Source organism: Amycolatopsis sacchari, assembly GCF_900114035.1.
Lineage (GTDB): Bacteria > Actinomycetota > Actinomycetes > Mycobacteriales > Pseudonocardiaceae > Amycolatopsis_E > Amycolatopsis_E sacchari.
The window spans coordinates 420140-443020 of record NZ_FORP01000002.1; the positions used below are offsets into that span (position 1 = coordinate 420140).

At 70.4% G+C, this 22881-nt stretch carries 19 protein-coding genes and 1 tRNA gene; 12 read left to right on the forward strand and 8 right to left on the reverse strand.

Going from position 1 to position 22881, the window contains the following annotated elements; all coding sequences use genetic code 11:
• Positions 1 to 383 precede the first annotated feature (383 nt).
• A complete protein-coding gene (kynU, locus tag BMZ92_RS06105; RefSeq protein ID WP_091504717.1) occupies positions 384 to 1556 on the reverse strand; it encodes a kynureninase in 1173 nt (390 codons plus the stop codon).
• 133 nt (positions 1557 to 1689) lie between these two features.
• On the opposite strand from kynU, the gene BMZ92_RS06110 reads away from it, so the two are divergent.
• Together BMZ92_RS06110 and BMZ92_RS06115 are read left to right on the forward strand one after the other, a co-directional pair.
• The gene (locus tag BMZ92_RS06110) at positions 1690 to 3519 is read left to right on the forward strand and encodes an AMP-dependent synthetase/ligase (protein ID WP_091504718.1); all 1830 of its coding nucleotides are present in this window, start codon (positions 1690 to 1692) and stop codon (positions 3517 to 3519) included.
• 367 nt (positions 3520 to 3886) lie between these two features.
• A complete protein-coding gene (locus tag BMZ92_RS06115; protein ID WP_425425795.1) occupies positions 3887 to 4459 on the forward strand; it encodes an aminoglycoside phosphotransferase family protein in 573 nt (190 codons plus the stop codon).
• 6 nt (positions 4460 to 4465) lie between these two features.
• On the opposite strand, the gene BMZ92_RS06120 is transcribed toward BMZ92_RS06115, so the two are convergent.
• Positions 4466 to 5380 (reverse strand): SDR family NAD(P)-dependent oxidoreductase, encoded by a 915-nt coding sequence (locus tag BMZ92_RS06120; RefSeq protein ID WP_091504853.1) that lies wholly within the window; start codon positions 5378 to 5380, stop codon positions 4466 to 4468.
• 430 nt (positions 5381 to 5810) lie between these two features.
• Between BMZ92_RS06120 and BMZ92_RS06125 the strand changes: the two genes are divergently transcribed.
• From BMZ92_RS06125 to BMZ92_RS06145, 5 genes are all read left to right on the forward strand, one after another.
• A complete protein-coding gene (locus BMZ92_RS06125) occupies positions 5811 to 7004 on the forward strand; it encodes an MFS transporter (protein WP_091504719.1) in 1194 nt (397 codons plus the stop codon).
• A 647-nt stretch (positions 7005 to 7651) separates the two neighbouring features.
• Positions 7652 to 8908 (forward strand): GGDEF domain-containing protein, encoded by a 1257-nt coding sequence (locus BMZ92_RS06130; RefSeq protein ID WP_091504854.1) that lies wholly within the window; start codon positions 7652 to 7654, stop codon positions 8906 to 8908.
• Between the two features lie 66 nt (positions 8909 to 8974).
• A complete protein-coding gene (locus tag BMZ92_RS06135; protein WP_091504720.1) occupies positions 8975 to 11107 on the forward strand; it encodes a phospholipase A2 in 2133 nt (710 codons plus the stop codon).
• Positions 11108 to 11229: 122 nt separating this feature from the next.
• Entirely contained in the window at positions 11230 to 12855 is a 1626-nt protein-coding gene (locus BMZ92_RS06140) for an LCP family protein (protein WP_245782924.1), read from the forward strand.
• A gap of 183 nt (positions 12856 to 13038) precedes the next feature.
• Complete coding sequence (locus BMZ92_RS06145) at positions 13039 to 13542, forward strand: helix-turn-helix domain-containing protein (RefSeq protein ID WP_091504721.1); 504 nt, start codon at positions 13039 to 13041, stop codon at positions 13540 to 13542.
• A gap of 51 nt (positions 13543 to 13593) precedes the next feature.
• On the opposite strand, the gene BMZ92_RS06150 is transcribed toward BMZ92_RS06145, so the two are convergent.
• The gene (locus BMZ92_RS06150) at positions 13594 to 15078 is read right to left on the reverse strand and encodes a flavin-containing monooxygenase (protein ID WP_091504722.1); all 1485 of its coding nucleotides are present in this window, start codon (positions 15076 to 15078) and stop codon (positions 13594 to 13596) included.
• Positions 15079 to 15160: 82 nt separating this feature from the next.
• Between BMZ92_RS06150 and BMZ92_RS06155 the strand changes: the two genes are divergently transcribed.
• On the forward strand, positions 15161 to 15754 hold the full coding sequence (locus BMZ92_RS06155) for a TetR/AcrR family transcriptional regulator (RefSeq protein ID WP_091504723.1): 594 nt from the start codon (positions 15161 to 15163) through the stop codon (positions 15752 to 15754).
• A 245-nt stretch (positions 15755 to 15999) separates the two neighbouring features.
• Positions 16000 to 16506 (forward strand): hypothetical protein, encoded by a 507-nt coding sequence (locus BMZ92_RS06160; protein ID WP_091504724.1) that lies wholly within the window; start codon positions 16000 to 16002, stop codon positions 16504 to 16506.
• Between the two features lie 222 nt (positions 16507 to 16728).
• Here BMZ92_RS06160 and BMZ92_RS06165 read toward each other — a convergent pair whose 3' ends face one another.
• Positions 16729 to 16950 (reverse strand): DUF3618 domain-containing protein, encoded by a 222-nt coding sequence (locus BMZ92_RS06165; RefSeq protein WP_091504725.1) that lies wholly within the window; start codon positions 16948 to 16950, stop codon positions 16729 to 16731.
• A gap of 106 nt (positions 16951 to 17056) precedes the next feature.
• Between BMZ92_RS06165 and BMZ92_RS06170 the strand changes: the two genes are divergently transcribed.
• Positions 17057 to 17130, forward strand: a tRNA-Leu gene (locus tag BMZ92_RS06170).
• Positions 17131 to 17136: 6 nt separating this feature from the next.
• On the opposite strand, the gene BMZ92_RS06175 is transcribed toward BMZ92_RS06170, so the two are convergent.
• Positions 17137 to 18177 (reverse strand): aldo/keto reductase, encoded by a 1041-nt coding sequence (locus tag BMZ92_RS06175; protein ID WP_091504726.1) that lies wholly within the window; start codon positions 18175 to 18177, stop codon positions 17137 to 17139.
• 133 nt (positions 18178 to 18310) lie between these two features.
• Here BMZ92_RS06175 and BMZ92_RS06180 point away from each other — a divergent pair, with 133 nt between their 5' ends.
• Entirely contained in the window at positions 18311 to 19216 is a 906-nt protein-coding gene (locus tag BMZ92_RS06180) for an AraC family transcriptional regulator (RefSeq protein ID WP_091504727.1), read from the forward strand.
• Here BMZ92_RS06180 and BMZ92_RS06185 read toward each other — a convergent pair.
• Positions 19179 to 19913: an SDR family oxidoreductase gene (locus BMZ92_RS06185; protein ID WP_245782937.1), complete on the reverse strand. Its 735-nt coding sequence runs from the start codon at positions 19911 to 19913 to the stop codon at positions 19179 to 19181. The genes BMZ92_RS06180 and BMZ92_RS06185 overlap by 38 nt on opposite strands.
• An 18-nt stretch (positions 19914 to 19931) precedes the next feature.
• Positions 19932 to 20924, reverse strand: coding sequence for an alpha/beta fold hydrolase (locus BMZ92_RS06190; RefSeq protein WP_245782925.1), 993 nt, complete (start codon positions 20922 to 20924; stop codon positions 19932 to 19934).
• 73 nt (positions 20925 to 20997) lie between these two features.
• Between BMZ92_RS06190 and BMZ92_RS06195 the strand changes: the two genes are divergently transcribed.
• On the forward strand, positions 20998 to 21888 hold the full coding sequence (locus BMZ92_RS06195) for a LysR family transcriptional regulator (protein WP_245782926.1): 891 nt from the start codon (positions 20998 to 21000) through the stop codon (positions 21886 to 21888).
• 31 nt (positions 21889 to 21919) lie between these two features.
• On the opposite strand, the gene BMZ92_RS06200 is transcribed toward BMZ92_RS06195, so the two are convergent.
• Positions 21920 to 22867, reverse strand: coding sequence for a catechol 2,3-dioxygenase (locus tag BMZ92_RS06200; protein ID WP_091504730.1), 948 nt, complete (start codon positions 22865 to 22867; stop codon positions 21920 to 21922).
• Positions 22868 to 22881: the final 14 nt, after the last annotated feature.

The window sequence follows — 22881 nt, forward strand, 5'->3', positions numbered from 1 at the left end:
TTGGGCGCGGTGGCGCGGCCCGTTGGGTGGCGGCCCGGTGGGGGCGGTCGCTCCCCGGGTGGTGGCACGGCCCAGTGGGTGGCGGGTCGCTCCGCGGGGCCCTGCGGAGCGCGGCCCGGCGCGGTGACGGGCCGCTTCGTGGGGTGGCACGCCAAGTTGCGGCGGCTTCGGGTGGAGCGGCATCGGCTCCCGGGTGAGGCGGCAGTGGCTGCGGGCGGCCATCAGGGGCAGTCGCGGTCGCGGGCGTCCCGGGGGGGCAACAGGGTCCTTCGGCCCTGGTGTGGGGGGTCGGCATCAGCGATCGTTGAGGCATCAGGAATTTCTCGGTCATGCCGGTCGCAGCGACTGGGAAAGGCCGGGGCGGCGACTCCCACACCTCCCCGCTACCCCGGCCATCCTGAGAGAAAACGAGCAGCGCGAAGCACATCCCCATACCTCGTGTACAACGCGGCCAGCCCGAACCGCAGAACGTCGGGCGGCCGGAAGTCACCGATGATGTCGGACTCCGCCATCGCGGCCATGACGTGCTGGGCGTCGGGCCAGCGGACGGAGAGCTGGTTGCCTCGGGAAGCGTGGTCTCTCGGGGTCAGGACCTCGGCAGCGGGCACCAGTTCGTCCAGGCACCGCAGGAAGAAGTCACCCAGGGAAAGCGCTTTCTCGCGCACCTGGGCGATCGACACGTCGGCCCAGACGTCCAGTGCCGCGTCCAGCGCGAGCATCGACAGGATGTCGGGCGTGCCGGCGCGGGCGCGCCCGATCCCCGCCTTGCCCGTGTACTCCTCGCTCATGCCGAACGGGTCCGCGTGCCCCGCCCAGCCCGGCAACGGCTGGTCGAACCGCTCCTGCCAGCGCACCGGCACGTAGCAGAACGCGGGTGCGCCCGGCCCTCCGTTGAGGAACTTGTACGTACAGCCCACCGCCAGGTCCACGCCCGCCGCGTCCAGCTCCACCGGCACCGCCCCGACGCTGTGGCAGAGGTCCCACACCGCCAGCGCGCCCGCCGCGTGCAGCCCCGCGGTGATGCCCGGCAGGTCGTGCAGGCGGCCGCTGCGGTAGTCGACGTGGTTGACCAGCGCCGCCGCCGTCCGCTCCGACACCGCGGCAGGCATCTCCGCCGGCGTGACCCGGCGGATCTCGTGGCCCGTCAGGCGTGCGGCGCTCTCCGCGACGTAGCCGTCCGTCGGGAACGTCGTGGCGTCGACCACGATCTCCGGGCGCCCCGGGTTCAACCGCACAGCCGCGACGAGCACCTTGAACAGGTTCACGCTCGTCGAGTCGCCGACCACGACCTGCCCCGGCGCGGCACCGACGAGCGGTGCGATCCGGTCGCCGATCCGCTGCGGCGCATCCCACCAGCCCTCGTCCCAGGACCGGATGAGCCGCCCCGCCCACTGCTTCCGCACGACCTCGTCCATCCGCGCGGCTACGGTCCGTGGCGGCGCACCCAGTGAGTTCCCGTCGAGGTAGGCCAGCTGTGGGTCGAGATCGAACTCCGCCCGCTTGCCCGCCAGCGGGTCACGGGCATCGAGTTCCGCCGCCTCCTGCCCCAACGACATGGGAATCCTTCCTCTTCGCCCTTCTGGCCGCGAATGCCGATTCACTGTCCGCGAATCGCTACCTGTTTGTGGCATGCCTCACATAGGGTGGCGAGCACTCGTCACCATCCGTGCACCGCCGAGGAGGCCAACGATGACCACTCAGACCTCAGTCACGGACCGGACGCAGGGCCAGACCATCGCCAAGCTACTTCGCCGCGACGCCGAGGAGTACGGCGACCTGCCCGCGCTGACGTCCCTCGACGCCGAAGGCGAGCCGACACTGACCTGGTCGGAGGTGCGCCACGAGGTCGCGGTGCTCTCCCACGGGCTCGCCGGCCTCGGACTAGCCCGTGGCGACCGGATGCTGATCATGGCGCCCAGCTCCCCCGACCACATCCTCGTGGACCTCGCCGCCATGCACCTGCGCGCGATCCCGTGCACCGCGTACGCCACGCTCAGTCCCGACCAGATCCGTTACGTCGCACGGCACAGCGGCGCGCCGGTGGTGGTGCTTCAGGGCACGAACGAACTCAAGCGCTGGGAGCAGGTGCTCGACGACCTGCCGGCGCTGCGGCACGTGGTGATGATCGACAGCGGAGCCGTCCCGCCCGGCGACGACCGCTTCGTCAGCCTGGCCGACCTGCGCCGGAGGGGCGCGGAATCGCACGCGGCCGACCCAGCCGCGTTCGAGCGGATGACGGACGCCGTCCAGCCCGGCGACCCGCTGTCGATGATCTACACCTCGGGCACCACCGGCGACCCCAAGGGCGTGGTGCTCACCCACGCCAACGCCGTGCACGAGTCCTACGCGTTGCAGGCGCTGCACGACATGGCCATGCACCTCACGAACATCGCGTACCTGCCGCTGGCGCACATCGCCGAGCGGGAGATCTCCATCTACCTCCCGATCGCGATCGCCGGTCACGTGCACACCCTCGCCGACCCGACCGCGATCGCCGCCGCCCTCGGCCGCGTGCACCCGCAGGGCTTCTTCGGCGTCCCGCGCGTGTGGGAGAAGATGGTGGCGGGCCTGAAGAACATGCTGGCCAACGTGCCGGAGGACCGACGCGCCGCGCTGCTGGCCGCGAACGACCTGCTGCAGCAGGGGTACAAACTGCGCAACGCGGGCCAGGAGGTGCCCCCGGACCTCGCGGAGAAGATCGCCGAGACCGACCGGACGGTGCTCGCCCCCATCCGCCAGCTGCTGGGCCTGGACCGCCTCCTCTTCTGCTCCAGCGGCGCCGCCGCGCTGCCGCTGGAGGTGCTGCACTTCCTCGCCGGGCTCGGGGTGGAGATCCACGAGGTGTGGGGCCTGTCCGAAACCACCGGCGCCGTCACCGCCAACTGCGCCGCCGCCTTCCGCGCGGGCACGGTCGGCCGCCCCGTCGCAGACACGGAGGTCAAGGTCGCCGAGGACGGCGAACTCCTCGTGCGCGGCCCGCTCGTGTTCGCCGGTTACCTGCGCGAGGACGGCTCGATCGAGCCCGCCGTGGACGCCGAGGGCTGGTACGCCACCGGCGACATCGGCTCGATCGACGACGACGGCTTCGTCACGATCACCGACCGCAAGAAGGAACTGATCATCACCTCGGGCGGGAAGAACATCGCCCCCACCCGGATCGAGGGCCTGCTCAAGGAGCACCCGCTGATCGGGCAGGCGGTGGCGATCGGGAACGACCGGCCGTACGTGACGGCGCTGATCGTGCTCGACGACGAGATCCTGCCGGGCTGGGCCACGGCTCAGGGGATCGAGTTCACGGACGTCTCCGCGCTGGCCGGGCACCCCGCGGTGCGCGACGAGATCGACCGCGCGGTCGAGTCGGCCAACAGCAGGCTTGCGCGCGTTGAGCAGATCAAGCGCTTCGAGCTGCTGACAAAGCCGTGGACGCCGGAGTCCGGCGAGGTCACGCCTACGCTGAAGCTCAAGCGCCGGGTCATCGGCGAGCGCTACGCCCCGCAGATCAGCGCGCTCTACGCCTGACCCGGTCGGAGAAGTCGGAAAGGTCACCTCTTCATCGTGGTGGCCCTCCCGGCTCCCGGTCCACACCCAAAGTGCCTACCTGTGGACAACTGGGGTCTTGTGGACAACTCGGCGAGGACTGTGCCGGTGCGCGAAGAAGACCTGACCACGAGATTGGTGGACCGCTTCGGCCCCCAGGGCGAGACCTGGCTCGCCGAGGTACCTGCGCTGGCCACGCGCCTGGCCTCGCGCTGGGGGCTCGAGCTCGGCGAACTGTTCGCGAGCGGGGCCTCTTCGCTGGTCATGCGCTGCCGTTGGCCCGACAGCACACCCGTGGTGCTGGCGGGTGCCTGCCGTACTGGCCACGGACGCGGAAGCCGGCGCGACGGTGCTGGAGGAGATCCTGCCTGGCACCGAGGCCGAAGACCTGCCCGCGGCCACTTTGCCTCCGCTGTGGGGAAAACTGCTGGCCGCGCTCCACGCCGCGTCCCCGCCCGTCGGATGGCCTTGGCATCTGCGGGGTCGCTGTGAGGAGGCCTTCGACCGGATCGGCCCGAGGCTGTCCGACCCGGCCAACGCCGCAGGGATCAGCGAACCCGACTGGCAGCGGGCGATACGGCGCTGCGAGACGTTGCTGGACACCCAGGCCGCCAACGTGTTGCTGCACGGCAACCTGCACCTCGGCAACGTTCTGGACGCCGGGCCAGCGCGGGGCCTGGTCGCGATCGATCCGAAGGCGTGCGTAGGTGATCCGTGCTTCGACGCCGTCGACTACGCCGTCGCCGGTGCCGGGCACGAAGGGGTCGAGGCCCGTTGTCAGCGGCCGGCGGCCGCGTGCGGGCTCGACGGCGGCAGATTGTTCGCCTGGAGCCGCGTCGTCGCGCCGATGGCCGCCATCGCGCACCTCACCTACGGCGGTCCGGAGCCGGTCATCGACGAACTACTCGCCCTCAGCAGGTGAAACCCCTCAGGCCGTGCGCAGCGGCGTCGACGTCGACTCCGTCCACTTCCGCAGGCGGGGCGGCACGCGCTTCTCCAGCCCGTACGGCTCCAGGTGCGCGCTGAACACCTCGTCGAACGCGCGGCGGACCGTCTCCGTGTCCCACGTCTGCCGCTCCAGGATCGGCGCCTTCAGGTACGGCTGGCCGATGATGTGCAGCTGCGGCCCGTTGAACCGCACGAGCTGTCCCGTGATGCCCTCGGCGTCGTCGGAGAGCAGGAACAGCACCAGCGGCGCGATGCGCGAGGGCGTCCGGTCGGGCGGGCAGTTGCGCAGGGAGCGCTCCGACTTCCAGACCATCCGCGTGTGCGCGAGCGGGCACACGGCGTTCACCCGGATGCCCACCTCCTCCAGGTCCAGCGCCCACGAGTAGGTCAGCGAGGCCACCGCGCCCTTGCTCGCCGAGTACACGCCGAGCTTGCGCTGGCCCAGCGAGGCACCCGAGGAGATGTTGACGATCGACCCGCCGGTGCCCTGCTCCACCATGGCCTTGATCGCCGCGATGCCGGTGTACATCACCCCCAGCACGTTCACCTCGACGAGCTCGCGCACCTGCTCGGGCTCCTCCTGCCACGGCAGCGCCTCGTAGTTCAGCGCCGCGTTGTTGACCAGCCCGTCGATCGAGCCGAACTCGTCCACGCACCGGCTGACCAGCGCCGCCGCCTCGGCCGGGTCGGTCACCGTGTGGCCGCTCGCGACGGCCTGCCCGCCGTGCTCCCTGATGTTCGCGGCCGTGCGCTCCGCCAGCTCCACGTCGATGTCGTTGGCGACGACCCTGGCGCCCGCCTGCGCCAGGTGCACGGCGAACGCCTCACCGAGCCCACGGCCGGCACCCGTCACCACGACTGCCCTGTCCTTCAGGCCGGCAAGCTCCATGTTCATGTCCTTCACTCCCCACTGGCCAGCCCCGAACTCGAGCCGCGGGCGGCTCCTCTGACCCTGGTTCCAGTGTTCGCCGTCCGCACGCGACCGCCACTCGGCCGACGACGAGCGGTCAGCAGACTGCGCCGAACGAGTGACCGCCGACCAGCGCCGCATACTCTCCGACCGGTCAGTGGGACGGTTCGCTGCGCCGTTCGTCGTAATCCGAAGGTTGGTGATTGCCTCCGCTCAGGCCCAAACCCGGACTACCGTCGTGCTGTGACTGTTCGCCTCCGGGCTGTAAGCGGCATACTGAGTGTTGTCTTTCCTGTCGCTTGGGTGAGTGCCCGGTTCCCGCGCCCCACGGCGGACGACAGAATGCGGAACGGCCAGGCGTTCACTCGATCAGGGGGGAGCTAGGGAGATGGTGAGGACGCAATCCCGTCCCGGCATGAGTTCCGCGCTGGCCAACGGCGAGTTCCGCACCGTCTGGCTGGCCGAGGCGCAGTCCACCATCGGTGACCAGCTCACGATCGTCGCACTGGCCCTGCTCGTCTACCACCGCACGGGTTCGGCGCTGCTGTCCGCGATCGCCTACGCGCTGACGTTCCTGCCCGCCCTCGCGGGCGGTCTCGGCCTCGCGCAGCTGGCCGACCGCTACCCGCGGCGGACGGTGCTCGCCGGTTCGGCCGCGGTGCAGGCGGTGCTGGTCGGCGTCATGGCGATCCCGGGGATGCCGCTGCTGCCGCTTTGCGTGCTGGTCGTGCTGGCCCGGCTGGCGGGCGCGCCGTCCAACGCGGCGCAGAACGCGCTGACGCGCGAGATCTTCACCGACGACGAGCTGTACCTGCGCAGCCAGGACATCCGCGGCATCACGACGAACACCGCGATGCTGCTCGGCCTGGCCTGCGGCGGGTTCCTCGTGACCGCGGCCGGCCCGTCGTGGGCGCTGGCGATCGACGCGGCCACCTTCGCCGTGAGCGCGTTCGCCCTGCACCGCTGGGTGCGGCCGCGCCCGGCGGCGGACGGCGGCGACGGCGCGTGGTTCGGCGCGATCCGCTGGGTGGCTGGGCAGCGACGGCTGCGCGTGCTGCTCGGCCTGTCGTGGCTCGTCGGCCTCGCGGTCATCCCCGAGGGCCTCGTCGCGCCGCTCGCGCGCGAGATCGGGGCTCCCGACCAGGCCGTCGGCTGGCTGCTCGCGGCGGACCCGCTCGGCTTCGTGGCCGGGGTCTTCGTCATGTCCCGCTTCGTCTCCGCGGAGGCGCGCAGGCGGGTGCTGGGGGTACTCGCCATCGTGCCGACGGCGGTGCTGCTGGTGTTCTCCCTGCGGCCGGACCTCGTGCTGGCGCTGGTCGCGCTCGCGGCCGCGGGTGCGGCCGGCGCGTACATCGTCACCGTGGGCGCCTCGTTCATCACGTGGGTGCCCAACGAACTGCGGGGCGGCGCGGGGGGTGTGTACCGGACCGGACTGCGGGTGGCACAGGGCGTCGGCGTGGCCATCGGTGGTGTGCTCGCCGAATGGGCGGGCTCGGCCACCACCGCCATCACGATCGCGGGCGCGGCGGGGGTGCTGCTGGGCATTCCGCTCGCCGTGTCCTGGGCGCGGTTGGGTCCGGGTACGACGGAAGCAGCCGGCGCGTCATGAGCCGACCGGCGTCCGGCGGGCATCAGAAGTCACGGTTCGACACGGGGGGTCACCTCCGGTTTTCGAGCGAGAAACAAACGCGAAGCGAGCAGGCAGCGGATCAGAAGTCGCGGTTCGACACGAAGAACACCTCTCCCACGGCAGCAGCGGCGAAAGAATCAGGATTTTCCGGGGCACGGATCAGAAGTCACGGTTCGCCACGGCAAGCCACCTCCACACAACCGAGCAACACACACAAACGAGCGCGCAGAACTCCCACACCTCAGAAGTCACGGTTAGACAAGAAGAACACCTCCAATCGGTGCTCGCACGCCGAGCAGAGACGTACCACTGTGGACGAGGTCGCCGTCCGCCCGGTGCGTCGTATGCGGTGGGATGATACCTGTTGAAGAGAAAGCACCCGGCGTCTCTCCGGGCACAGCAAAGTTACCCCGCCAGTGTGCGGTCCGTCGAGAGAAGGTGATCCAGTGCCCCCACCCCCCGCCCGGTCCGGATCACCGACACTGCCCGGGCAAACGGCCGCGACGCCGGACCCCCAGGGGAACGGGGCGGCGGTGGCCGGCGGATCCCCGGCCGGGCACCCCGCCCCGGACACGTCGAGTGATTCCCCGAGCACTCGCCGCTCTTTCAAACCACAATATTGGGCGCTGTGGCGGCGTCCGAAAGCATTCATCGCATTCCTCCTCGTAGCGGAACTCGCCGCCGTCGCGTGGTTCGTCCTCGTTTTCGTGGACATGACGGCGCCGACCCGTCTGGATTTGCTCCGGTTCGCGATTCTGACGGCCGGCGCGACGGTCCACATCCAGATGACCCGGCGACAGGAGGAACGCCGCAGAAATCGCGTGCGAACGGTCCTGATCGACCTCACCGCGGTATGGGTCTTTCCCGCCGCGATTATTCTTCCGGCACCGCTGACCATCGGCTTGGTACTGCTGATTCGCGTGCAGCACTGGTTCGTCGCACGCCGTCCCGCGCACAACTTCGTGTTCTCCTCGATCACGCACATGCTCGCCGCGACGGTGGCGCACCGCGTATTCGTGGCGCTGGGCGGACAACAGTGGATGTCGCTCACCGCGCTGTCCTCGCTCGGCGAATTCGCGAAACTGCTCTTGGTCGGGCTCGTCTACGAGGCCGTGCAGATCCTGTACGTCGGCAGCATTCTGAGTCTGTCCGGGAAGTCGAAACCGACGATCCGCAGCGTGCTCGGCAGCAAGGCGGACAACCTGCTGGAGGCCATCACGATCGGCCTCGGCGCGGTCACCGCGATCCTGCTGGTGATCCTGCCGCCGACGGTGGCGATCATGGCGGTGGTGACGGTCGTGTTCAACCGCCTCGCGGAGCTCGACCAGCTGCAGGACGACGTCCGGACGGACCCGAAGACGCAGGTCTACAACATGCGAGGGTGGACGGAGTCGGCCGAGCGGGCCCTCGCGCGGGCGGCGAAGTCGGACGACAACCTCGGCATCCTGATGATCGACCTCGACCACTTCAAGTGGATCAACGACACCTACGGCCACCCGGCGGGCGACGACGTGCTGCGCAACCTCGCCCAGCTGTTGGACGAGGTCACGCGGCCCGCCGACGTGGTGGGCCGCTTCGGCGGCGAGGAGTTCCTCGTGCTGCTGCCCGACGCGGACCAGGCGGCGGCGACCGGCGCGGCGGAGCGGATCCGGTCGTCGGTGGCGCGGCTGCGGATCGCGACGACGGACAAGCGCGGTGACCAGATCACCGTGTCCGACCGCACGGCGTCGATCGGTGTCGCGGTCTTCCCCGACCACGGCGACTCGCTGGAGAAGCTCATGCACGCCGCCGACGCGGCCGTGTACGAGGCGAAGGAGGGCGGCCGGAACCAGGTGCGCCTCGCCGAGCACCGCGCTCATCACGGAGCGACAACCACTCACTAGGGTGAGGCACTCATCCGGGGACCACCCGGATGTGCGAAACCCACGGACCCTGCCACCCTGGAGTTCATGATCGCCCCAGCCGAGACCCCGCGCCTGCGCAGGCGCCTGTCGAACTCGGCCTGGCTGCTGGTGCTGACGCTGGCCCTGCTGGGCTTCGGCTTCGTCGCGTCCCGCCCCTCCGCGCCCCCCGACCACGGCCCGCCCACCGGCGGCGCGGCCGCCGCGCAGCGCGCCATCGAAGCCCTCACCCATCCGGGTGGGGAGCCGACGGCGCTGAGCCTGCTGCCCGCGGACTTCACCCGCGTCACGGGCGTCGTCCCGGGTGCCCTGCCCGCGCGCGACGGCACGGTGCGCGCGGTCCACGTCGACGGCGGCTGCTCGACGCCGTGGGGCGACGACAACACCAAGTGGGACTACGCCGTGCCGTGCAAGGCCCACGACCTCGGCTACGACCTGCTGCGTTACGCCGACAAGGTGGGCCAGCCGCTCGCCCCGGCCGTGCGGGAGTCGCTCGACGCGCGCCTGTCGGCGGACATGCACAACATGTGCCACGTCAACCCGATGGACTCGCCTAGGACGTGCCAGCTGGTCGCCTCGCTGTACTCCGCCGGGCTCGTGGTGAACTCCTGGCACCAGCGCTGGGGGCCGCCGGTGGGTGACCCGATCGGGCCGATGCTCGCCGGTGTCGCCGTCATCGGGTGCCTGCTGGTCCTGCGGCTGCGGGGCTGGCTGTCCGCTCGCCACACGCGCCCGGCGCGCCCCGCGCCCGCCCGCGGCCCGGCTCCGGCGTCGAGCTGGGTGACGCTCGGCGTGACGAGCCTGGTGCTCATGATCGCCGGGGAGTCGGTGATCCAGCTGGCCCGGTGGGCGGGCGTGGCCGAGTCGTGGCTGTGGCCGTTCACGTGGCTCGCCCAGCTGGCTCCCGTGTTCTTCTTCGCCGGCGGCCGCGCCAACGCCGCGGGCTGGCACGCGGTGCTCGACGGCGGGGGCGGGTACCGGCAGTACCTCGCGCACCGCGCGAGCTGGCTGCTGCGGCCCGCGTTGATCTTCGTCGTGGTGACGCTCGTCGTGCCGCTCGCGCTCGAGCTGCTCGGCATCCCGGACAGCACGAACGCGACGATCGTGCGCGTCGCGCTGCACCCGTTGTGGCTGCTGGCGGTGTACCTGCTGACGATGGTGGCCGCCCCGGTGATGCTCGCGCTGCACCGGCGGGCGCCCAGGGCGGGCGCGCTCGCGCTGCTGGCGTTCGTCGTGCTGGCCGAGCTGGGCGCCGGCTGGACCGGGTCGAAGATCCCGCACTACCTCGCCGCGTTCGGGCTCGCGCTGCTCGCCCAGCAGGTCGCGTTCGGCAGGCTGTTCGCGCGGAACCGGTGGTGGCTGCTCGGCGGCGCGCTGGCGGGACTCGCCGGGCTGGTGCTGCTCACCACCGTCGGCGGCACGGCGCCGAACCTGCTCGGCACGCCCGGCGCGCCGCCCGCGCTCGCCGCGCCCGCGCTGCCGGTGCTGCTGCTGGGCGCGGTGCAGCTGGGCGTGCTGGGCCTGTCCGCCCGTCCGCTGAACCGGCTCACCGCGCAGCCCGTGGTCTCCGCTGTGGTCCGCCTCGCCCTGCGCGCTCCGATGAGCCTGTACCTCGGGTTCCTCGCGGCCGTGTTGCTGCTGGTGACGGTGGTGTACCTGCCGCCAAGCCCGGCTGCCGCGCTCGCGTGGCTCACCGGCCCGCGCACGCTCATGGCGCTGGGGCTGCTCGCCGTGCCCGCGTTGATCGTGTTCTGGTGGTTCGAGCGGCACGGTGACGGGTATGTCCCGGTTCCCCTGTCAGCGCCGACGGGGTGGCTGGCGCACGCCGCCACCGCACTGGGCACGGGTTTCGCCACGATCGGCCTGTTCGGGTTCGCGCTGACGCAGTTCGGCGGGGACACCGGCGCCACGCTCCTCGGCCTGCCGCTGGACCCGATCCAGAACCTGATCGAACTGCTGCTCGGGGTGTTCCTGCTGCACGCCGTGCGCACCGGGGCGAGTGCGACAGCGAGCACGTGGGTCGTCACGGCCTTGGCGTGCGTGCCGCCGCTGCTGGACGCGGCCGACGGCGTCGAGGCGTCACCCGTTCCGGTGCTGGTCCACGGGCTCACCGGACTGTTCGCCCTGGGGGCTGCCGCGAGCACCCTCCTGTCGGCCAAGGCGGTGGTGGAGAACACGTAACCGGGTGTGCTGAACCACATTCGCCGATCAATGTGCGACGCTACGGCAACCGGGTGACCGGGTGGCGCGTCCACCCGATCGGGCACTCGTGTGACTGAGAGCCGGGGAAGGGAGACGAGGGCGTGGAGTATCCGCCGCGGAACGAGCGTGGGGCACCTCGTCGTCCCGTGCCGCGGCAGGGCCGTCCGGCCGACGCCCGCTACGTCGGCCCCGCCCGCCGCGGTGCACCACCGCCCCGTGGCGACCGCCGCCCCGCACCGCCCAGCCCCCGCCGCCGTCCCGCTCCGCCGCCTCCGCCACGCCGCCGCCGGTACGGCGCCAAGATCGCCGTCGCGGTGGTGTCGCTGCTGGTGATGAGCCTGACCGGCTACGCCTGGGCCGCCATGCAGGGCCTGGTCAGCGGGCTGACGACGGCGGACGTGATCAGCGGCGACCAGCCGGCCGACGGCGCCCGCGACATCCTCCTGGTCGGCATGGACAGCCGCACCGACGCGCAGGGCAACCCGCTGTCCGAGCAGCTGCTCGCGGAGCTGCGGGCCGGGGTGTCCGACGGTGTCGAGAACACCGACACGCTGATCATGGTGCACATCCCCAACGACGGCAGCAAGGCCGTCGCGATCTCGCTGCCGCGCGACTCCTACGTCAGCATCCCGGGCTTCGGCACCCACAAGATCAACTCCGCCTACGCGCGGGGCAAGGCGGCCGAACGCAAGAAGCTGCAGGACTCCGGCGACACCGATGCCAAGGACATCGAGGTCAAGAGCGCGCAGGCCGGCGCGAAGACGCTGATCGCGACCGTCGAGCAGCTGACCGGCTCCTCGATCGACAACTACGCCTCGATCAACCTGCTCGGCTTCTCCGACATCACCAAGGCCATCGGCGGCGTGGACGTGTGCCTCAAGGACAACGTCAACGACCCCTACTCGGGCGCGAAGTTCACCAAGGGCAAGCACACGATCTCCGGTGTCGAGGCGCTGGAGTTCGTGCGCCAGCGGCACGGGCTCCCCCGCGGCGACCTCGACCGGGTGGTGCGCCAGCAGGTGTTCATGGCCGGGATGGCGCGCAAGGTGCTGTCGGCGGGCACGCTCGCCGACCCCGGCAAGCTCAGCTCCCTCACCGACGCGATCAAGAAGTCCGTGGTGCTCAACCAGGGCTGGGACATCCTGGGCTTCGCCCAGCAGATGAAGGGCCTGACGGGCGGGCAGCTGCAGTTCCAGACCATCCCGGTGGTCAACGTGGACTACCCGACGCCCGAGGACGGCCAGGCCATCAAGGTCGACCCGTCGGCGGTGCGGAAGTTCGTGCAGGGCCTGACGGGCCCGCCGGCCGGCGCCCAGTCCACCCCGCCGGGACCGGACAACTCGGCGACCACTGTGGACGTCCACAACGGAACTCCCAAGTCCGGTCTCGCCGCGACCGTCTCGCAGGCGCTGACCGGGAAGGGCTTCAAGGCGGGCGAGACCGGCAACGCCAGCGCCCGCGTCAAGGCCACCACCATCCGCTACCCGGCAGGCGCCAAGGACGCCGCCCAGTCCGTCTCGGACGCACTGGGGGTCACCGCGGCGCTGCAGGAGGACGACAGCGTCCAGACCGGACACGTCCTGGTCGTGGTGGGCAGCGACTACTCGGCCGCGTCGTCGGCGCAGAACGTCCAGCAGTCCTCCGGCGCCCCGTCCACCGGTGCCGCCGCGCCCGCGGACGATGACGACAAACCGATCACCGCCGACGGGATCACTTGCGTCAACTGACGTAGGCCGTTCAGCCTCCTCCTGTTAGCCCGTTCGGCCTAATCACAAGATCAAGTTGAACGATCCGCGCGAACTCGCGTAAGAGCAGCGGTCTCAGCGACTTACATACGCGTGGACACCGCTGAAGTACGACGGCACGCGCCGCCGCAGGGGTATGACGCGAGGCAGGGCAGGGGACCAGGAGTGCACATCGACAGTGACCTCTACCAGCGAGTTCTGGGGGAGGAACTCAGGAAGCTGCGGCGCAGGCGGGGCTGGACGCGCAAGGAGCTGAACCAGCACCTGCAGAGCGACATCTCGCTGCAGACGCTCGCGACCTACGAGCTGGGCACGCGGCAGTGCTCGGTGGTCAGACTCGTGGAGCTGTGCCTCGCCATGGACGAGCTGCCCCAGGACCTGCTGGCCCGCGTGCACCGGCGCGTCTTCACGGACGAGCCCGGCAAGGTGCGGCTCGACCTGCCGCGCATCGTCGCCGACCACCGGCCCGAGCTGCTGCCGCTGCGGCGCTGGGCGGAGGACCGCCTGCGTCAGCAGGGCGCGCCCCGCGAGGTGCAACTGGACCGGCCCGCCGTGGACCGGATGGCCGAGCTGTGCGGGCTGAGCACGGCGGAACTACTGGCCCTGCTGCACGACCTCGCCGAACCCGTGCCGGACGGGCTGGATCCGGGGGGCGGCGGAAGGCTCTGACACCGACCAGCCGCCCCGCCGGGAAATCAGCAAGATGCGGACCGCCAGGTGCTACTTGCCACCTGCGGTGCCGATTAGTTCGAAGTCGGCGGGGCGGACCCGGCGGGTCGCGAGCCAGTACCGCCAGGTGAAGCCGGGCCACAGCGTCCGGTTGACCCCCTGGGCGTCGAGGTACCAGCTCTTGCACCCGCCCTGCGTCCAGACCCCCTTGGCCAGTTTGCGCTGCATCTGCGCGTTGAACCGGTCCTGCACCTCCGGCCGGGTCGCGAGCGCCTCCGCACGGGAACCCTCGACGAGGTCGATCGCCTCGGCGATGTAGTGGGCCTGGGACTCGACCATGAAGACCACCGAGTTGTGGCCCAGACCGGTGTTGGGGCCGAGCAGGAAGAACAGGTTCGGGAAGCCGGCCACGGTGATGCCCAGGTGCGTGCGCATGCCCTCGGCGGCCCATTCCTTCGCCAGGTTCCGGCCGCCTTCGCCGACGATCTCCAGGTTCTCGAACGCGTCGATCACGTGGAAGCCGGTGCCGAAGATGATGGCGTCGACCTCGTGCTCGCGGCCCGCGGCGTCCACGATGCTGTGCTCACGCACCTCGGTCACCCCGTCGGTGACCACGTCGACGTTGTCCCGCGCCAGCGCCGGGTAGTAGTCGTTCGACATGAGCACGCGCTTGCAGCCCATGACGTAGTCCGGCGTCACGCGGCGGCGCAGCTCCGGGTCGGCGATGGACCGCGCGATGTGCCGCTTCGCCAGCTGCTGCGCGGCCTTCATCAGGGTGAGGCTGCCGTTGAAGCCCAGCACCCGCGCCTCCAGCGACCAGTACAGGGCGTCGCGGTAGAACGTCTGCAGCGCGGGCACCTTGCGGAACGCCTTGCGCGCCCAGTCCGGCACGCTGTGGTCGGGCTTGGGCAGCACCCACGGCGGCGTGCGCTGGAAGACCGTCAGCTCTGCGACCTGCGGCGCGATCTGCGGGATGAACTGGATGGCGCTCGCGCCGGTGCCCACCACCGCGACGCGCTTGCCGCGCAGGTCGAAGTCGTGGTTCCACTCCGCGGAGTGGAAGCTCTCGCCGCGGAAGTTCGCCATGCCGGGCAGGTCCGGGATCTGCGGCAGGTGCAGGGCACCGACGCCGTTGACCAGGTAGCGCCCCACGAACTCGTCGCCGCCCCTCGTGGCGACGTGCCAGCGGTGCTCGCCGGCGTCCCAGCGCGCGCCGGTCATCTCCTGGCCGAAGCGGATGTAGGAGTACAGGTCGTACTTCTTGGCTATGCCGCGCAGGTAGTCCCAGATCTCCGGCTGCGGCGAGAACGTCCTCGTCCAGTCCGGGTTCTGCTCGAAGGAGTACGAGTACATGTGCGACTGCACGTCACACGCGCAGCCCGGGTACGTGTTGTCGCGCCACGTGCCGCCGACCTCGGTCGCCTTCTCCAGGATCACGAAGTCCCGGCGGCCCTTCTTCAGCAGCTCGATGGCCATGCCGAGTCCGGAGAATCCCGTGCCGACGATGACCACGCCCGCCTCGGTGCGCTCGCCCATCCGTCCACCTCGCACTTCCCGTTTTACTGTTACCGCGAGTCCACCTTACTGGAAGTAGGTTACCTCCGGTAGAGTCAATTGCGTGACCACCCGCAAACGCATGCCCCGGGCCGAGCGCGAACGTCAGATGCTCGAGGTGGCCGAAGCGGTGTTCGCGGAGCGCGGGTACGCGGCGGCGTCGATGGACGAGATCGCCGAGCAGGTCGGTGTCTCGAAGCCGATGCTCTACGAGTACTTCCATTCGAAGGAAGGACTCCTTTTGGCCTGCATCGCCGCGTCCAGGGCGCAGCTGCGCACGGCCACCGAGGAGGCGGTCGCGGGGGCGACGTCGGCCGAGGACGCGCTGCGGCGGGGGCTGCACGCGTTCTTCGTCTACATCCGGGAGCACCAGCAGGCGTGGTCGCTCCTGCGGAACGAGATGGTGCTGATCGGCACGTCGGCGTCGGAGGAGATCGAAGCCACGCGGCGGCAGCAGACGGACCTGATCGCCAAGTTGATGGCGGGCCTGCTGGACGTGGGGTCCCCCCTGCGGGTGGAAGCGGCGGCGGAAATCGTGGTGGGGGCCTGCGAGCGTTTGGCTATCTGGTGTGAGCAGCACGACGAGGTGACACCTGAACGGGCTACTGAGTACGCCATGGCCGTCCTGTGGAGCGGCCTGCGCGAGCGCGCTCAGTGAGCAGTTTTGACACGCCCGTGCATCTGCTCGTGCATTAGCTAACCCTATGGTCACGTAGAGCACATCTGAATCCCTTGCTTGTCACGCACAGTCGTGTTGAGGTACCGATAGAGGGTCAGCGAAAGTTCGGCGAACGGCGGCTTAAGTTACGCCCAATCGGGGTAACCCGGTTCGGCGTCATGACCCGGCGGTGCCTGGCTCCCATCCGGGACCACACACAGCCGGTGCAGGGGTGGGAGGACTTGATGGCGGAACCGATCACGGCGATCTACGTCCAGGAGGACGAGGACTGGAGCGTCACCGTCTCGGGGCACGGCAAGACGCTGACCGGGCACGCGCCGGGCATCATCGCGGCGCGGGACAACGTGGACCAGCTGGTCGAGTCACTGGGGCCGGACGCCAAGGGCGCCACGGTGGTGCACCTGCTGAACGGCAGCGCGCTGGAGTTCACGGCGGCGTACATGACCGCGCGGCTGGCTCGCCCGGAGGTGACTGCTCCGGAGTCGCCGATGTCGGAGGCTTCGGATGCTGCTTCGTCGGATGCTGCCTCGTTGGAAGTGGCTTCGTCGGAAGTGGCTTCGTCGGATGCGGAGTCGTCGGTGGTGGCGGCGGACGTGCCCGAGCAGCAGTCGGAGGAGCGTGGCGCCGCGAAGCCGCAGAACAAGGCTTCCCGGCGGCCGAAGGCCAAGCTGACCGCCGACATCGGTGACGCGCTGGAGAAGAAGGCCACGGTCCGCGCAGCCCAGGGCTGAGTTTTCGCACCGTCCGGGGTCCCGGGTGGGTTCCGCGCCGTCCGGCGTGCTTGAGCCGAGTTGATAGCCGCTCTGGGTGGTTCGGGTTGCTTCTCGCGCCGCCCGGCGAGCCGCGCCGTCCGCCAGCCTGCTGAGCCGGGTTCATGGCCGCCCTGGGCAGCCCAGTTCGCTTGCCGTGCCGTCCGGCGTCCCGGGCGAGCGGGTGCCCGCCCGGGCGCGGGATCAGCGGAAGAGCTTGCGCACCAGCAGCGCGGCGACGAGCACGCCGGCGCCGATGAGCGGGAACTTCACCTTCGGGTCCTCGAGCTTCGCGAGCACGCTGGTCTTGGCCGAGTCCGCCAGCCGCTTCGGGCTGGCCTTCTCGCCGAGCTGGTCCAGCGTCGTGGCCAGCGCGGCGCGGGCCTGCTCGATCTCACGCTCGATGGTGTCGGGATCGCGTGCCACCAGTCCTCCTCACCTTGGCAGGGCACCACGGTAGATCACGGCCCCGCCCCCACCGCACCGGCCACGCCGGAAGCCGCCGGCCACGGACGCTAGGCTGAGCGCGTCCGGGCCCGTAGCCCAATTGGCAGAGGCACACGGTTTAGGTCCGTGCCAGTGTGGGTTCGAGTCCCACCGGGCCCACACTTCTCAGCGGCGGCGGAGTGCCGCGTCCCGGAGCGCGGGCGGCTGCCAGGCCACGTCCTCGGGGTTGACGTCGACGCCAGGGGGCACGATCTCGTCGATCCGGTCGAGGACGGCCGGATCGAGCCGGATCTCCGGCGCCGCCAGCTGTGCTTCGAGCTGGTCCCTGGTGCGTGGCCCGACGATGGCGGCGCTCACCGCCGGGTGCTCGAGCACGAACGCCAGTGCCAGCTCCACCAGTGTCAGCCCGGCCTCGGCGGCCAGCGCGGCCAGTTGGGTGACGATCTCGAGTTTCCGCTGGTTCGCCGGGGTGGTGAGGTCGAACCGCCCGCCGGCACCCGGTCGCCGGGGCATGCGCTTGTCCCGCTCGCTGGTGTTCTCCTTGCCCACCCCGAACCGCCCGGACAGCCAGCCGCCCGCCAGCGGGCTCCACGTCACCACCCCCATCCCGTACTCCTGCGCGACCGGCAGCACATGGCCTTCGATCCCGCGCACCAGGATCGAGTACGGCGGCTGCTCGGTCTGGAACCGTTCCCGCCCGCGGCGCTGCGCCACCCACTGCGCGGCCACGAGCTGTTCGGCGGGGAAGGTCGAGCTGCCGAAGGCCCTGATCTTGCCCGCCCGCACCAGATCGGTCAGTGCGCCGAGCGTCTCGTCCACGTCGACCGTTTCGTCCGGACGATGGACCTGGTAGAGGTCGATGTGGTCGGTCTTCAGGCGGCGCAGGCTCTGCTCGCACGCGGCGGTGATCCAGCGTCGCGAGGCACCGCGGGCGTTCGGGTCCGCACCCATCGGCGAGCCCACCTTGGTGGCCAGCACGACGCGGGAACGGTCCACCGACGCGAGCGCTTTGCCCACGATCGTTTCCGACTCCCCCGCAGAATACACGTCCGCGGTGTCCACGAAGTTGATCCCCGCGTCGAGTGCGCGGTGGATGATCGCCGCCGCGTCGTCGTGATCCGGATTGCCCCAGGCGCCGAACATCATGGCGCCGAGGCACAGCGGGCTGACCTTGATCCCGGTTCTGCCCAGAGGACGATGTTCCATGCGACCACCGCACCACGCCCGGCGGCCGGGGCGTGAGACCGATACCGGCACCGGATTGCCTGATCCTGCCGAGTTCGAGCGGATCGGGCCACGCCGCGTTGCCCGGCGGAACCCGTGCTGCTTGACTCGCCGGGTGGACCCACTCGACGAGCTGCGCGCGCTGGTGCTGGGCGCGGTCGGCGTCGGCGGGGTGCGCAAGGTCCGGGTGCTCGACGACATCACGCTGACGACGGTCGACGAGCCGCTGCCGCCGCGGAGCGCGATGACGGGACCCTCGTTCGCGGTCGTCGCCCAGGGCGTCAAACGCACCACGCTCAACGGGATCCACCACGACTACCACGCGGGTCAGTACCTGGTCGTGCCGCTCGACCTGCCGGTCACCGGGCAGGCGCTGGTGGCCAGTCCGGACGCGCCGCTGGTCGTCCTCAGCATGACGCTGAACACCCACGCCATCGCGCCGCTGCTGCTGGAAACCGGCGTTCCCGCGAAGACGTCCACCCCGACCGGCCTGGCCACGAGCGACGCGTCCCCCGAGCTGCTCGATCCCGTCGTCCGCCTCCTGCGCGTGCTCGACCGTCCGGACGACCTCCGAGTGCTCGCCCCCGGCTACCGGCGCGAGATCCTGTGGCGCCTGCTCACCGGCGAGCAAGGGCCGCTCGTGCGTCAGATCGGTACCACCGACGGGCACCTCGGCCACATCGCCAGGGCCATCCGGTGGCTCCGCGAGAACTACGCCGCGCCCGTTTCCGTCGCAGAGCTCGCGAAAGTCGCCGGCATGAGCGAGTCGACCTTCCACCGCCATTTCCGCTCGGCGACCTCGATGACGCCGATCGAGTACCGGCAGCAGATCCGGCTCCAGCGAGCGCGTGTCCTGCTCGCGGCCGGCACGACGAGCGTCGCCGAAGCCGGTTACCTGGTCGGCTATGAAAGCGCTTCCCAGTTCAACCGCGAGTACCGCCGCGCCTTCGGCGTCTCGCCCGGTGCACACCGAAGTGCGGTGCCTACAGCATCGAGCGGGTCAGGCCACCGTCCACGGTGACCGTCGTGCCCGTGACGTAGGAAGCCAGCGGTGAAGCCAGGAAGCACGCCACAGCCGAGAACTCCTCCGTGGTGCCGAAACGCCCCATCGGTATGTCGCCGGTGGCGTCCGCCGGAACGCCGTCCGGGTAGAGGTCGTGCACCCGCGACGTGAGAATCCGGTCCGGTGCAACACAATTCACCGTGATGCCCTCCGGCGCCAACTCCCCCGCGAGCGTCTTCAGGTACGCCGTCACCCCCGGCCGCACCAGGTTGGACAACGCGACCAAAGACGTCGGCTCCTTCACGGTGGACGTCGTGACAGCCACGATCCGGCCGGATTCGCCGCGGCGGAGGTGCGGAACGACGGCGCCGACCATGCGGACGAGGGGAAGCACCAGTGCGTCGAACGCGGCCCGCGCGGCGTGGTCGTCGATCCGCAACGCGGGGCCGGGGCGGGGTCCTCCCGTGTTCCACACCAGGATGTCGACCCCGCCGAAGCGGTCGACGGTGTGTTCGACGACCATTGCGGCGGAGTCTTCCTCGGCGAGATCAGCGACAACGGGGTAGGCATCGATACGCTTCGCCTCCGCGTCCAGCGTGTGACGTCGCCGGGCGACGGCCACCACGTTCGCCCCCTCACCGGCCAGTCGCTCGGCTACGGCCAGCCCCAGACCGGAAGACGCGCCACAGACGATCGCGGTGCGGCCCTCGAGCATCAGATCCACGGTTTCCTCCTAGCGGGCCAGTACTTCGCGCAGCAGCGCAGTAGTCTCTTGTGGACATTCAACCGGCCAGAAGTGGCCACCGGGCAGGTATCGGACGTCCACTTCGGACACACCCAGGAGGTACTTCCCGGCATCGGTGAAGAACTCGCGCGGCTGCGTGTGGGAATCCCAGCCCTGGACCAGGGTCATCGGGGCGCGCCACCGCGGGATCAAGTCCCGGCGTCGTGCCAGCCACTCCTTCCGGAACGTGGAGGCCATGTGGTAGCGCGGAACAGCGCGTGCGATGCCCGGGTAGGAAAACTCCTGGATGATGCGGCGCATGTCCTCGTCGGCCACCGGCAGCCGCGCGAGCGTGGTGTGGGCCCAGACGGCGAACCGTTTCGCGTCGTCCAGGAGCCCGGTCCACGGGGCCTCGGCGATGAGGTCGTCGTGCGGTGCGAGTTCGGGGTTGAAGTGGTGGAGGTGCTGTTCGCCCCGCACGTAGTGCCGCACGCGCTCGGGGTGGCCGGCGGCGACGTGGTCGCCCTGCACGGTGCCGCGGTCGTGGGTCACCAGCGTGAACCGGTCCAGGCCGAGGGTGTCGAGCAGCGCGACGAGCTGCTCGGCCGCGCCTGCCTGCCGGTAGTCGCCGCGGCCCTTCTCCGACTGGCCGTAGCCCTTGAGATCGACGGCGATGCAGCGGTACGAGTCCGACAACGCGGCCATCTGGTGGTGCCAGAGGAACCACGAGTCGGGCATCCCGTGCAGAAACACGACGGGTGCCCCGCTGCCGGCCTCGACGTAGTGCCACCGGACGGTTTCCTGATCGCCGGGGACGTCCGCGAAGTGGTGGGTGAACACGACGCCGTCGAGTTCCTCGGTGTCACCGTCGTGGTCCTCACGGCGCGGCCGGACGTCGGCGTAGCGCTGGAGACGCTCGGCGAGGAGGTCCTCGCGGAGCACGAAGTTCGCGAGGGCCTGGCGCGCCCGCACGGGTAGCTCGGTGTATTCGAAATCGCTCACGTTGCCACTGTGTGCGCGGGACACCATCACGTCCAACGATGTTTCCTGCTGGCCCTCAGCACTATCAGTGATAATGAGAGCTGTGGAACTGCGCCACCTCGAATACTTCCTCGCGGTCGCCGACACCGGTGGCTTCACCCAGGCCGCGAAGGCGTTGCACGTCGTCCAGTCAGGGGTGTCGGCGACGATCAAGGCGCTGGAACGGGAACTCGGAGCGGAGTTGTTCACCCGCACCCCGCAGGAAGTCACGCTGACGGCGGCGGGGCGCACGTTCCTGCCGCGGGCGCGGGAAACCCTGGACTCGGCGCGCGCCGCGAAGGATGCCGTGCACGGGATGCGGGGCGCGGTGCAGGGCACGGTGACGGTCGGCACGCTCACGTCGATCGACCTCGTCGACCTGCCGGAACTCCTCGCCGCGCTGCGGGCGCGGTACCCGGGCGTGACGGTCCGGCTCCGGGCGGCGATGGCCGGGTCCGCCGGGTTGGCACAGCACCTCCGCGAAGGCCGGCTCGACGTCGCGTTCCTGGCGTTGCCACCGGCGGACCTGGACACCCGGCTGCTGGCGTCCGCGCCGCTGGCCCTGTACGTGCCCGGCTCGCACCCACTCGCCCGGACCGGGCGCGCGACGCTGGCGCAGCTGGCGGAGTTCCCGTTCGTCGACACGCCGCCGGGCTTCGCGAACCGGACGATCGTGGACCAGGCGTTCGCCGCGGCCGGCGTGACGCGCGAGGTGACGGTCGAGATCGCGAACGTCGCCACGGCGGCGCGGTTCATCCAGGCGGGGCTGGGAATCGGCTTCCTGGGGCACTCCCTGGTGCCGGAACACAGCGGGCTCGCGACGGTGGAGGTCACGGACGCGGACCTGCGCTGGGAGCTGTCCGTCGCCACGGCCTCCACACGCCGCCCGAGCGCGGCGACGCGGGCGTTCCTGGACCTGCTCGCGGAGCGGCATCCGTCGCCTTGAGTTCAGCCGGGCAGCCTCACCCCGCCAGCGCTTACTCCACCGGCGGGGTGCCGTGCGTGTGGAAGGACTCGATCGTCTTCAGGCCCCACGCCTGGCCCTTCGCGCGCTCGGCCTGGGTCCACGTGATCGTCTTCCAGTCGGGCGCCAGGATGAGGCGTGCGACCGGGTTGCACAGCTCGATGCGGTTGCCGCCGGGCTCGTAGACGTACAGGAAGAACGTCTGCTGGATCGCGTGCTTGTGCGGGCCCGTCTCGATGAAGACGTCGTTCTCCAGGAAGATGTCGGCCGCGCGCAGGATGTCCTCACGCGTGTCCGTCGCGAAAGCGATGTGGTGCAGCCTGCCGTTGCTGCCCGTCCAGTCCTCTGTGTACACCAGGTCGTAGGACTTGTTCCCGAAGTGCAGCCACTGCGCGGCGATCTTCCCCGTGTCCAGCCGGATCTGCTCCGTCGCCTCGCCGCCCAGCAGGTCACGCACGAAATCACCGTTCGGTTCGACCTGCGCGGCCAGGAAGTTCACGTGGTCGAGCCGCCGCACGGAGACACCGCGGCCCGGGTACGCCTGCGCCTGGTTCTTCAGCGCCGGCCGCAGCTCCTCCGGCGGCTGGTACCACTCGCTTTCCCAGTACAGCTCGAATTCGTGCCCGTCCGGGTCCGTCGCGAGGTACGTCGGCCCGATACCCGCGTCGCCGTCGATCCAGCCGATGCCGCGGCCCGCGGCGTCCAGCGCCTTCACCCGCCGGTCGAGCGCCTCCTGGCTCGACGCACGCAACGCGGTGCGCCGGATGCCGGACGTCGAATGCGCCGTCAGCTTCAGGCTGTGGTGCTCGTAGTCGTCCCAGGTGCGCAGGTACACCGAGTCGCCGTCACGGCCGTTTTCGGTCAGCCCCATGATCTCCGTGAAGAACCACAGGCTCTTATCCGGCTCGGGGGTGAGCAGCTCGACGTGGCCGACGTGAGCGATGTCGTGCGACGGTGCCATCGACAATCTCCTAG